General features: G+C 72.4%; 9 protein-coding genes. 4 read left to right on the top strand and 5 right to left on the bottom strand.

Translation table 11 applies throughout. The features are described from left to right. Positions 1–69: 69 nt before the first annotated feature. The gene (locus tag EJ357_RS02990; protein WP_126388314.1) at positions 70–2,010 is read left to right on the top strand and encodes a glycosyltransferase family 2 protein; all 1,941 of its coding nucleotides are present in this window, start codon (positions 70–72) and stop codon (positions 2,008–2,010) included. Positions 2,011–2,014: 4 nt separating this feature from the next. Next, positions 2,015–2,626 carry a dTDP-4-dehydrorhamnose 3,5-epimerase gene (gene rfbC / locus EJ357_RS02995; protein ID WP_126388316.1) on the top strand — a complete coding sequence of 204 codons (612 nt, stop codon included), beginning with the start codon at positions 2,015–2,017 and terminating at the stop codon, positions 2,624–2,626. Between the two features lie 131 nt (positions 2,627–2,757). Here rfbC and EJ357_RS03000 read toward each other — a convergent pair whose 3' ends face one another. The 5 genes from EJ357_RS03000 to EJ357_RS03020 form a co-directional block, all read right to left on the bottom strand. Then, positions 2,758–3,561 (bottom strand): class I SAM-dependent methyltransferase, encoded by an 804-nt coding sequence (locus EJ357_RS03000; RefSeq protein WP_126388318.1) that lies wholly within the window; start codon positions 3,559–3,561, stop codon positions 2,758–2,760. After that, positions 3,548–4,429 (bottom strand): dTDP-4-dehydrorhamnose reductase, encoded by an 882-nt coding sequence (rfbD, locus tag EJ357_RS03005; RefSeq protein ID WP_126388320.1) that lies wholly within the window; start codon positions 4,427–4,429, stop codon positions 3,548–3,550. The genes EJ357_RS03000 and rfbD overlap by 14 nt, the downstream gene beginning before the upstream one ends. After that, positions 4,426–5,406 (bottom strand): dTDP-glucose 4,6-dehydratase, encoded by a 981-nt coding sequence (rfbB, locus tag EJ357_RS03010; protein ID WP_126388322.1) that lies wholly within the window; start codon positions 5,404–5,406, stop codon positions 4,426–4,428. The genes rfbD and rfbB overlap by 4 nt, the downstream gene beginning before the upstream one ends. Continuing rightward, on the bottom strand, positions 5,403–6,470 hold the full coding sequence (locus EJ357_RS03015) for a glucose-1-phosphate thymidylyltransferase (RefSeq protein ID WP_126388324.1): 1,068 nt from the start codon (positions 6,468–6,470) through the stop codon (positions 5,403–5,405). Before EJ357_RS03015 ends, rfbB begins: the two co-directional genes overlap by 4 nt. A 94-nt stretch (positions 6,471–6,564) precedes the next feature. Further along, positions 6,565–9,009 (bottom strand): SpoIIE family protein phosphatase, encoded by a 2,445-nt coding sequence (locus EJ357_RS03020; protein ID WP_126388326.1) that lies wholly within the window; start codon positions 9,007–9,009, stop codon positions 6,565–6,567. 187 nt (positions 9,010–9,196) lie between these two features. Here EJ357_RS03020 and lanKC point away from each other — a divergent pair, with 187 nt between their 5' ends. Together lanKC and EJ357_RS03030 are read left to right on the top strand one after the other, a co-directional pair. Continuing rightward, complete coding sequence (lanKC, locus tag EJ357_RS03025; RefSeq protein ID WP_126388328.1) at positions 9,197–11,803, top strand: class III lanthionine synthetase LanKC; 2,607 nt, start codon at positions 9,197–9,199, stop codon at positions 11,801–11,803. Between the two features lie 59 nt (positions 11,804–11,862). Continuing rightward, positions 11,863–11,979, top strand: a complete 117-nt coding sequence (locus EJ357_RS03030) for a SapB/AmfS family lanthipeptide (protein ID WP_093909968.1) — start codon at positions 11,863–11,865, stop codon at positions 11,977–11,979. The last annotated feature ends 18 nt before the right edge of the window (positions 11,980–11,997 follow it).

Below are 11,997 nucleotides of genomic sequence, written 5' to 3' on the forward strand. Positions count from 1 at the left end.
GTTAGGATCTGGCCACGAGCACCTCAATCTGACTCAAACGCACAGCGACCTCTGGGGGCTGGGAGCCGGATGCCGGTCAAGGTCAGCGTCGTCGTCCCCGTGTACAACCCCGGGGTCTACATCGAGAACTGCATCGCCTCGCTGCTCGGACAGTCGCTGCCGCCAAACGACTACGAAGTGATCTTCGTGGACGACGGTTCCACCGATGACACACCCGCCCGGCTCGACGCGCTCGCCGCCCGCGACCCCCGGGTGAGCGTCGTCCACCAGGAGAACTCCGGCTGGTCGGGCAAGCCCCGCAATGTCGGCATCGCCGCAGCGCGGGGCGAGTACGTGATGTTCGTCGACAACGACGACCACCTGGGCGACGAGGCCCTCGAGCGGATGTACGACTACGGCGTGGCCAACGCCGCCGACGTCGTGGTCGGCAAGATGGCGGGCAAGGGCCGCGGGGTGCCGGTGGAGCTGTTCCGCCGCAACCGCCCGCGCGCCACCGTCGAGAACGCTCCGCTGATCGACAGCCTCACCCCGCACAAGATGTTCCGCCGCGCCTTCCTCGACGACATCGGCCTGCGCTTCCCCGAGGGCAGGCGGCGCCTGGAGGACCACGTCTTCGTCACGGAGGCGTACCTGCGCGCGAGCAACATCTGCGTGATCGGCGACTACGTCTGCTACTACCACGTGCGGCGCGACGACTCCTCGAACGCCGGTTTCCAGCGCTTCGACCCCGGCGGCTACTTCAAGAACCTCCGCGAGGCCCTCGACGTCGTCGAGCGGTACACCGAGCCGGGCCCCCTGCGTGACCGGCTGCTGCGGCGGTGGCTGCGGGTGGAGATGGTCGAGCGGATGCGCGGGCGCCGCTTCCGTGCGATGCCGGCCGACTGGCGCCGGGAACTGTTCGAGGAGATCCACCAGGTCGTCGTGGAGCGCTTCGGCCCCGGCGTGGCGGCCGGGCTGCAGCCGACGCAGCAGGTCGTGGCCGCGCTGATCGCGGCGGACCGGTACGACGACGTCGAGGCCTTCGCCGAGTGGGAGACCGGCATCGCGCTCAGGGCCGTCCCCGAGCGTGTGGTGTGGGAGAACGGCACCCTGCGGGTCGGTTTCACCGCCGAGTACACGGTCGCCGGTGAGCCGATGACCTTCGCCGCCGACCCGGCCCGCACGCCGCTCGACGGACCGCCCGAGGACTTGGCGGCGGCCATCGCGTGGGTGGGCGCCGACACCGTGGCCCGGTTCGGCACGTCCACCGCGGATCTGCTGCTGCGCGAGCGGGCCAGTGCGGCCCAGTACTTCCAGCCGGTGGAGTTCACCCGGGAGGAGGTGCCCGCCGGGGACGACGGCCGGGTCCGGCTGGTGCTGCGCGCGACCGCCGCCGTCGACCCCGCCACCCTCACCCGCGACGGCCTGTGGGACGCCTTCGCCCGCGTCAGGCTGGGCGGCTGGACCAAGGAGTGCCGCCTCGGCCCCGCCCCACGCGAGGACCGTCCCGCCCCGCCCGCCGGTGTGGTCGGCGGCCACGTGGTCCTGCCGTACTGGACCACGCCGCACGAGAACCTCGCCCTGGACGTGGACCGCGCGACCCACCGCGTCGGCCTGGGCGCCCTCGCGCCGCACGACGTCACGGCCGTGGGCGGGCGACTGCGCGCACCGCTCCCGCTGCACGTCCCCGACGACGGCACGAAGGTGTCGCTCAGGCTCACCTCGTCCGGCTCCTCCCGTGAGGTGCCCGCCACGCTCGTCCCGCACGGCTCCCGGGCGCTGTTGAAGGCCGTGCTGCCGCTCGGTGACCTGCGGCGAGGGACCTGGCGCGCGGCCCTCGGCACGCCCGGCCCGCGCTTCCTGACTCTGCCGTTCGCGCTGCGCACCGGTGCCGGCGGAGTACGCGTGGCGCGCACTCCCCGCTCCGGCACGCTACGGAGACTGGTCCGCAGGGCGCGGCGCACGCTCGGCACCGCCCTGGGCCGTACGGCGGCCCGGCTGCGGGTCCGGGCCCACGCCCGCAGGAGGTGACGGCATGCGATCCCTCGGCATCGACGGCGCCTGGGCGCTGGAGCCCAAGGTCTTCCCCGACGACCGGGGCAGCTTCCACGAGTGGTACCGCGGCGAGGAGTTCCGCGAGGCCACCGGCTACGACCTGTCCCTGGCCCAGGCCAACTGCTCGGTCTCCCGCTGGGGCGTCCTACGGGGCGTGCACTTCTCCGACGTGCCGCCCGGCCAGGCCAAGTACGTGACCTGTCTGCGCGGCGCCGTCCTCGACGTGGTCGTCGACATCCGCGTCGGCTCCCCCACCTTCGGCCGCTGGGAGGCCCTGCGCCTCGACGACGACAGCCACCACGCCGTGTTCCTCGCGGAGGGCCTCGGCCATGCCTTCATGGCCCTCACCGACCACGCCACGGTGGCCTACCTGTGCTCGACGGGCTACGCCCCGGAGCACGAGCACGGGGTGCACCCGCTGGATCCGGAGCTCGGCATCGCGTGGCCGGAGAACATTCCACCGGTGCTGTCCCCCAAGGACGCGCAGGCGCCGTCACTGGCCGTGGCCGAGCGGACGGGCCTCCTACCGTCCTACGATGCCTGCACCGCCCGCTACGACCAGCTACGCACGGGGCGTCTCGGCCGCGGCTGACCGCAACGTCTTCAGGGGCGCGGGGCTGTATCGATATGCGGCTCCGCCGCGCGGGCGCGACCAGCCACGACGGCGCCGCAGACGCGACAGGCCGCGACAGGCCACATCTCGGCACTGACAGAGCGCACCGTTCACCCGCCGGCGGCAACCCGCGAAACCGCCGCGCGCAACGGCTCCCACCCTCGCGAGCGCCCGACGCCCAGGGTGCGAGCCCGAGCCAACGGCCGCCAGAAGCTCCCGCCGAGCAGAGCCGCAGGCGCCACCGCCCCCGCCCGGTCCAGAATCGTCTCGGGCACCTTCTGCGGGTCGGGCACCTCGTACTCGGATACGATCTCCTCGTACCGGTCCCGCAACACCGTGTTCCGGCGATCCGCGCCGAAGACGACCAGCTGCCCGGTCGGCCGGGTGTCCACCAGCACCGTCACCAGATCGGGCCGGTAACGGCCCAGGATCTCGGCGATCTTGTAGACGTCACCGGTCCACGCCCCGGTGTGCCGGTCCCGCGCCGCCTCGTCGACATTGCGGGGCAACATGTCGTCGAAGACGATCACACTCGTCCAGTCCGAGTACCGCTCGATGTTCATGAAGTCCCGCAGCGCGTACTCGAACAGATGCATGCCGTCGATGAACGACAGGTCGAGGACGGTACGCCGCCAGTACCCGAGCGGACGGCGCCCGCGCCGCAGATTGCGGAGCGGATGGCGGCCGCCCCTGAGGTGGATGAACGGATTGTCGCGGGCGAAGAAGTCATCGCTGGTGGCCTTGACCAGATGCACGTCGCAGCGGATCTCCGTGACGACCTTGAAGGCAGGGTCGACGGCGACGGTGGGGACGCGGGAGAGCCGGAGGCTGCGGCCGTCGTTGACGCCGATCTCCAGGTAGTTGCGGTTGCCGCTGACCTTGTGCAGTTCCCTCAGGAACTCATGGCGTTTCACGAAGGGTCTCCTTGCGGATCCGGGGAAGTGCTTCGTGCAGGGCGGCGCGCCAGTCGCGCGGTGGGGCGAGGCCGAGCCGCTGCCGACGGCCGTGCGCGAGGACGCTGTACGCGGGGCGGGGCGCGGGCCGGGGAAAGGCCTCGCTCGGGACGCGGCGCACTCGGTCGGGGTCGGCGCCGAGCAGCCGGAACACCTCACGGGCCAGGTCGTACCAGGTGGCCTCGCCGGAGTTGGTGGCGTGCAGGACGCCGGTCGCGTCACGGCCGACGCGCGGGCCGAGGTCGGCGACGAGCGCGGCGACGTCGGCGGTCCAGGTGGGCTGACCGCGCTGGTCGTGCACGACGTCCACGGTGTCGAGGCGGGCCTCGGCCTCGATCATGGTACGGACGAAACTGCGGCCGTGGACGCCGTAGAGCCAGGCGGTGCGCACCACCGCGCCAGCAGCCGGGAGTTCGTCCAGCACACCCCGCTCACCGGCCAGTTTGGTGCGGCCGTAGGCGGTGCGCGGGGCGGGGGGATCGTCCTCGGCGTACGGGGTTCGGGCATCGCCGGCGAAGACGTAGTCGGTGGAGACGTGGATCAGGCGGGCTCCGCGAGCGGCGCAGGCCCTCGCGAGCAGGCGCGGCCCGTCGCCGTTGACCCGCAGGGCCCGTTCCTCGTCCTTCTCGGCGTCGTCCACGGCCGTGTACGCGGCACAGTTGACGACCACGTCGGGGGCGTGCGCGGCGAGGGCGTGGTCGACGGCCTCGGGGCCGGTGATGTCGAGGTCCGCGTGGCGCAGGCCGGTCACCTGCTCGCCGCGGGTGAGGAGTTCCTCGACCGTGTCGCGGCCGAGCATGCCGCCCGCGCCGGTGACCAGCCACCTCATCCGTGCTCCTCGCCCGCGCGCCGTTTGAGGGGTTCCCACCAGGCGCGGTGGTCGCGGTACCAGGCGACGGTGGCGGCGAGGCCGGACGCGAAGTCGTGGCGGGGCCGGTAGCCGAGTTCGGTGCGGGCCTTGGTCCAGTCGACGGAGTAGCGCAGGTCGTGGCCCTTGCGGTCCTCGACGTGCTCCACCCGGTCCCAGTCCGCGCCGCAGGCTTCCAGCAGCTGGGCGGTGAGGTCCCTGTTGGTCAGTTCCGTGCCGCCGCCGATGTTGTAGATCTCGCCGGGGCTGCCTTGGGTGCGGACGAGTTCGACGCCGTGGCAGTGGTCGTCGACATGCAGCCAGTCGCGGACGTTGAGGCCCTCGCCGTAGAGGGGGACCCGTTCGCCGTCGAGGAGGTTGGTGATGAACAGCGGGACGACCTTCTCGGGGAACTGGTGCGGCCCGTAGTTGTTGGAGCAGCGGGTCACCCGGACGTCGAGGCCGTGGGTGCGGTGGTAGGCGAGGGCGAGCAGGTCGGAGGAGGCCTTGGAGGCGGAGTACGGCGAGCTGGGCCGCAGGGGGTCCTCCTCGGTGGCGGAACCCGTCTCGACGGAGCCGTAGACCTCGTCCGTCGATATGTGCACGAAGGGCGCGACGCCGTAGCGCAGGGCGGCGTCCAGCAGGGTCTGGGTACCGACGACGTTGGTGAGGACGAAGTCGCCGGCGCCGGTTATCGAGCGGTCCACATGGGACTCGGCGGCGAAGTGCACGACCTGGTCGGCCTCGGCCATCAGCTTGTCTACGAGTTCGGCGTCCCGGATGTCGCCGCGCACGAACTCCAGCCGGGGATGGCCGAGTTCGAGGTTGTCCAGGGTGCCGGCGTAGGTGAGTTTGTCCAGCACGGTGATCCGTGGGGCGGCGGGGGCGTCGCGGGCGAGCAGAGTGCGGACGTACGTCGAGCCTATGAAGCCGGCTGCGCCGGTGACGAGAAGGTTCATGTGTGGATCTGCACTTTGCTGTGGTCTCCGAGGACGAGGCGGTGGGCGCTGGGGACGCTGGGTGCGGGCGTGACCTGGACGTGCCGCCCGATGAGCGAGGACTCGATCCGGCCCACCCCGTCGATGGAGGCGTCGTGCAGCACGATGGAGAACTCCAACTCGCTGTCGGTGATGCGGCAGTTCTCCGCGATGGAGGTGAACGGGCCGACGTAGGAGTCCTCGACGACGGTGCCCGCGCCGACGACGGCGGGGCCGACGATGCGCGAGTTGACGATGCGCGCGCCCTCCTCGACGACGACCCGTCCGACGGTCTGCGAGGCGTCGTCGACGTCACCGTCGATGCGTCGCGCGAGGCCCTCCAGGACGGTCCGGTTGACCTCCAGCATGTCGGCGACGTTCCCGGTGTCCTTCCAGTAGCCCTTGATGACCGTGCAGCGCACGTCGGCCCGGGAGTCGATGAGGTGCTGCAGGGCGTGGGTGATCTCCAACTCGCCGCGCCAGGAGGGCTCGATGGCGCGGACCGCGTCGTGGATCACCGGCGTGAACAGGTAGACGCCGACCAGGGCGAGGTCGCTCTTGGGGTGCGCCGGTTTCTCCTCCAGGCCGATGACCTGGCCGAGGTCGTCGAGTTCGGCGACGCCGAAGGAGCGCGGGTCCTCGACGCGGGTGAGCAGGATCTGGGCGTCGGGGCGGTTGTCGCGGAACTCGTCGACGAGGTCGGTGATTCCGCCGACGATGAAGTTGTCACCGAGGTACATAACGAAGTCGTCGTCGCCGAGGTAGTCCCGGGCGATGAGGACGGCGTGGGCCAGCCCCAGCGGGCGTTCCTGCGGGATGTAGGTGATGTCCAGACCGAATCTGGTGCCGTCGCCGACGGCGTCCTGGATCTCCGCGGCCGTGTCGCCGACGATCACGCCGACGTCGGTGATGCCGGCGTCGGCGATGGATTCCAGCCCGTAGAAGAGCACGGCCTTGTTGGCCACCGGCACGAGCTGTTTGGCCGAAGTGTGCGTGATCGGCCGCAGGCGTGTACCGGCGCCGCCGGACAGCACAAGAGCCTTCATCGGTTCACCTTAGCCCGGATCCGGCCGATTTGACGGGGTCGGGATTGGCTTGTTCGTCATGCCAGTACCCCTGGGCGTTCACCGGAATCCAGCCTCAGCCGCCCAACGCGAGTTCGCACCACACCTGTTTTCCGCCACTGACCGGCACTGTCCCCCAGGTGGCCGAAACGGCCTCGACCAGGAGGATGCCGCGGCCGCCGGTGGCCTCCCAGCTGATGCTGGTGGGCTTGACCGGGGTTCTGGGTGAGGCGTCGGTGACGGCGACGCGCAGCCGGTCGTTGACGAGGGTGAGGTCGAGGCGGACGCGGCCGTCGGTGTGCACGAGGGCGTTGGTGACGAGTTCGGAGACGACGAGCAGTACGGCGTCCAGGTCCCGCGGCGGCACGCCCCAGATGCGCAGGGTGCGCCGGGTGAAGCGGCGGGCGTGGCCGACGGCCTCCGGGACGCGCCAGACCGTCCAGGTCTCGCGCAGCGGGCGTACGGCCATGCCGTCGTAGCGCATGAGGAGCAGCGCGATGTCGTCGCTGCGGCGTGCGCCCACCAGCAGGGCGTCGGCGACGAGGCCGAGGTGGGCGGCGTCGGAGAGGGCCAGTTCGTGGGCGAGCCGGTCCATGCCGTCGTCGATGTCGGCGTCGGCCGACTCCACGAGGCCGTCGGTGGTGAGGGCGATGACGGTGCCGGGCCGCAGCCGCAGCGGGCTCATCGGGAACTCGGCCTGCTTCAGCACACCGAGCGGCGGGCCGCCCTCCGACTCGGCGATCTCCGTGGTGCCGTCCGGGTGGCGCAGCACCGGCGGGAGGTGTCCGGCGCGCACGCACCAGGCGGAGCCCTCCTCCAGGTCGACGTCCACGTAGGCGCAGGTGGCGAAGAGGTCGGTCTCCATGTCCATGAGGAGACGGTTGGCGTGGTGGACGACCACGTCCGGCGGGTGCCCCTCGGCGGCGTAGGCGCGCAGCGCGGTGCGCATCTGGCCCATGAGGGTGGCGGCGGCCGCGCTGTGGCCCTGGACGTCGCCGATGACGAGGGCCACGTGGTTGTCGGGCAGCGGGATCACGTCGTACCAGTCGCCGCCGACCTCCAGGCCCGCCGTGGTCGGCAGATAGCGGGCGACCGCCTCCGCGCCCGGCAGCCGGGGCAGCCTGCGCGGCAGGAGCTGGCGCTGGAGCATGCCGACGAGTTCGTGCTCGGCGTCGAAGGCGTGCGCGCGCAGCAGGGCCTGGCCGGCGAGGCCCGCGGAGGCGGTGAGCAGGGCGCGTTCGTCGGGGCCGAACTCGTGCGGGGTGTCCCAGCCGATCAGGCACGCGCCCGCCATGCGGCCCCCGGCGGGCAGCGGCAGGACGGCGAGGCCGCCGGGGCCGACGTCGGCGAGAGCGGGCTCCAGCGGGGTGCCGGCCGGCCAGATCCGGGCGCGGCCCTCGCGCAGGGCGGCGGCGAGGGTGGGCATGGCGCGCACGGGGGCGTCGGGCCATTCGGTACGCCACTCCAGGCGCCACAGCTGAGGCCAGGACTCGGGTTCGGGCGGGTCGAGGACGGTGACGACGAGCCGGTCGTTCTCCAGCTCGGCGAGCGCGATGCGGTCGGCGCGCAGCGGCTTGCGCAGGGCGGTGACCACGGCGTGGCCGACGTCGCGGACGGTGACGGCGGTGGCGAGGGCGGCGGCGAGGCGCTGGACGCGGGCCACGTCGGTGACCTCGGCGCGCAGGGTGGAGGCGTCGGCGACGGTGCCGACGAGGCGGGCGGGGACGCCCTCGCCGCCGGGCAGGAGGCGGCCGCGCAGCCGCAGCCACCTGGGCGGACCGGTCGGCTGCAGGATCCGGAACTCCAGCTCACGCTCGCCGATGGACATGTGGTCGGCCTCGACGACGGACATCAGCGACGGCAGGTCCTCCGGGACGGTCAGGCCCAGCAGGGTCTCGACCTTGCCGTCGAACTCGGCCGGGCCGAGGCCGAACAGCGCGAGGATGTCGGCGCCGACGTCGACGCGGCCGGTGTCCATGGCGAGGCTGAAGGCGTCGGCCGGGAGTTCGCCGCCCTCCGCGGCCGCGGGCAGCACGGGGAAGGCGACGGCCTCGGCGACCAGTTCCAGGCATTCCCGGTCGTCGGTGCCGAAGCCGCCGGGGTTCTCGCTCACGGCCAGCAGACAGCCGCCGCCGTCGCCGCGCGCGGGCAGGGCGGCCAGGAAGAAGTCCCGTGCGGGAGCCCTGCGCGACTCGGCGAGCTCGGCCGGGGAGAGCCACCGGGAGCGGCCGGTGCGGTGGACATCGGCGACCGGGGAGCGTCCGGCGAGGGCGTAGCTGTCGCGCAGGCCGTACAGGGTGCGGGGCACGCCGACGGACTCGATCAGGCACAGCAGCTCGCCGTCCTCGCTGGGCGTGTACACGGCGGCGAAGGTGGCTCCGCCGTAGACGAGCGTCTGCTCCAGGACCCGGCGCAGCCGTTCGGGCGAGTCGGGCTCGGCAGAAAGCGCCTTCAGGGCGCCTTCGGCACGCGGACGCCTCGTCCTGCGTCCCGCAGCGCCCTCAGTGACCACGTCCGCCATTACAGCGCTTGTGGGCCACGTGCGCAGCCCTTGTGACCGTTCGATGGAGCGTTGACGTGGGAAGCGCTCGAAACCCTCCGAACAGTTCTTGACGCGTGCGTTCCGCACGGTGATCTCGTGACAGCCATGACTGTCCGTGCCCGCCGGCCCGCTGGAAGTCTCGGCGTGGGGCCAAGGAGGGGGAGGCATGGACAAGCGGTACGAGGTGTACGCGCTCGCCGACCGGCACTTCTACGAGACGCCGGAACGCGTGTCCGCGGGGACACGGGACGCCGAGCAGCTGTACGAGACGGCGCGGCGTGCGGTGCCCGAGGGCTGGGAGTCGGCGCGGATCGGCGACTGGCTCGCGCTCACGCCGCTCGGCCCGGACGGGGCGCCTGTGCCCGGCCCGGCCCAGGGCTGGAAGGTCCATGCCTCGGCCACCCGGGCGAACGCGGAGCGGATCGCCGCACTCGTGTGGGACTACTGCGTGCCCCGCCGCATCCCGTTCAAGTTCGTGCCGGGCCCGAACCTGCTGCACCTGCGCAACACCAAGTACGCCGCCCGTGACTCCAGCGGCAAGTTCGTCACGGTCTACCCGGCCGACGAGGAGCAGCTGCACGTCGTACTGCGCGAGCTCGGCAAGCTCCTGGAGGGCTTCGAGGGGCCGTACATCCTCAGCGATCTGCGCTGGCACGACGGCCCGCTCTATGTCCGCTACGGCGCTTTCGCACGCACCTTCGTCGTCGACGAGCGCGGCTCGCTGGTGCCGGCGGTGCTGGACGGCGAGGGCAAGCGGGTGCCGGACCGGCGGGCGCCGTCCTTCCAGGTGCCGGAGTGGGTGACGCTGCCGGGCTTCCTGGAGCCGCATCTGGCGGCACGCAACACCACGACGGTCGGCGGGCTGCCGTACCGCATCGAGAAGGCGCTGCACTTCTCCAACGGCGGCGGGGTGTACGCGGGCACCGACACCCGCGACGGGCGCCGGGTCGTGCTGAAGGAGGGCCGGCCGCACGCGGGGCTGGCCGCCGACGGGGCGGACGCCATCACGCGCCTGGAGCGGGAGAAGGACGCCCTGGAGCAGCTGGCGGGGACGGGGGTGGTGCCCGAGGTGCGGGACTGGTTCATGCTCGGCGACCACCGGTTCCTCGTCATGGACTTCCTGGAGGGCCGCCCGCTGAACTCGTTCTTCGCCGAGCGGCATCCGCTGCTCACCCCGGATCCCGATCCGAAGGCGGTGGCCGAGTACACGGCGTGGGCGGTGCGCATCCACGGGGCCGTCGAGCGGGCGGTGCAGGAGGTGCACGCGCGCGGGATCGCCTTCAACGACCTGCACGTCTTCAACATCATGGTCGGACCCGACGAGGAGTCGGTGTCCCTGCTCGACTTCGAGGCGGCGGCGCCGATCTCCGCGCAGGGCCGGCAGGTGGTCGCCCATCCCGGCTTCTTCGCCCCGCCGGACCGCACCGGCGCCGACGTGGACCGCTACGCACTGGCGTGTCTGCGGCTCGCCCTGTTCCTGCCGGTGACCACGCTGTTCGTGGTCGACCGGGGCAAGGCGGCCCACCTCGCCGACGTGATCGCACGCGAATTCCCGGACGTGCCCCGGGAGTTCCTGGACGAGGCGGTCGCGGAGATCACGCGGGGCGCCCCCGCGCCGGCACCGTCCTTCGTGTCGCCCGGCGACTGGCCCTACAGCCGCGACTCCATGGTCAAGGCGCTCCTCGCCTCGGCGACCCCGGAGCGCGACGACCGGCTCTTCCCCGGCGACATCACGCAGTTCTCCGACGGCGGCGGACTCGGCCTGGCGCACGGTGCGGCCGGGGTGCTGTACGCGCTGGACGCGGTCGGTGCCGAGCGCTACGAGGAGGGCGAGCGCTGGCTCCTGGCCCGCACCGCACCGCCGCCGACGGGCACGCCGCTGGGGCTGTACGACGGTCTCGCGGGCGTCGCCCACGTCCTGGACCGGCTCGGTCACCGCCGGCGCGCCCTGGACCTGGTCGAGAGGATCCTCCAGGAGCGGTGGCAGAACCTCTCCGCCGACCTGCACGGCGGACTGGCCGGACTCGGCCTGGTCCTCGGCGAGTTGGCCCACACGACCGGCGAGACGGAGCTGCGGGACCGTGCCGCCGAGGCCGCCGACATCCTCGTACGACGACTCACGCAGCCTCTCCCGGACACGCCGCGGCGGCGCCGGGCCGGGCTGCTGCGGGGCGCGAGCGGCCCCGCGCTGTTCCTGCTGCGGCAGTACGAACGGACCGGTGAGCCGGGGCTGTTGGCGGCGGCCGGGGTGGCGCTGCGGCGCGACCTGGAGTGCTGTGTGACGCACCCGGGCGGCTCGCTGGAGGTCGACGAGGGCTGGCGGACGCTGCCGTACCTCGGCGACGGGAGCGCGGGCATCGGGATGGTCCTGGACGACTACCTCGCTCAAGGCGGCGGCCCCGACGGTGAGATGGACCGGGCCCGCGCCGGGATCCTGACCGCCGCCACCAGCCTCTTCTACGTCCAGCCCGGCCTCTTCCAGGGCCGCGCCGGGATGATCCTGCACCTCGCCCGCACCACCGCGCCCGGAGCGACCCGCGAACGGCTCGCCGAGCAGATCGCCGGGCTCGGCTGGTTCGCGATGGACTACCAGGGCCAACTGGCCTTCCCCGGCCACCAGATGATGCGGCTGTCGATGGACCTGGGCACCGGAACGGCAGGGTGCCTGCTCGCGCTCGGCGCGGCCCACACGGCCCCCGGCGATCCGGACACCGCCCACCTGCCGTTCCTGCCGCCGCTCGGGCGGCCCCCACAGCGCGGTTCCGCGATCTGACGGAGCCGTGACCCAACCCCGTCCCCACGGGTGGACGACACCGAAGGAAGGAAATCGAGATGGCACTGCTCGACCTGCAGGCGATGGAGTCCGAAGAGCGCACCGAAGGCGGCGGCCCCAGCACCCTGAGCCTGCTGTCGTGCGTCAGCGCGGCGAGCCTGACGCTCTGTCTCTGACGAGCTCCGTGCGTCCAA

Origin of the sequence: Streptomyces cyaneochromogenes, assembly GCF_003963535.1 — a bacterium.
Taxonomy (GTDB): Bacteria; Actinomycetota; Actinomycetes; order Streptomycetales; family Streptomycetaceae; genus Streptomyces; species Streptomyces shaanxiensis.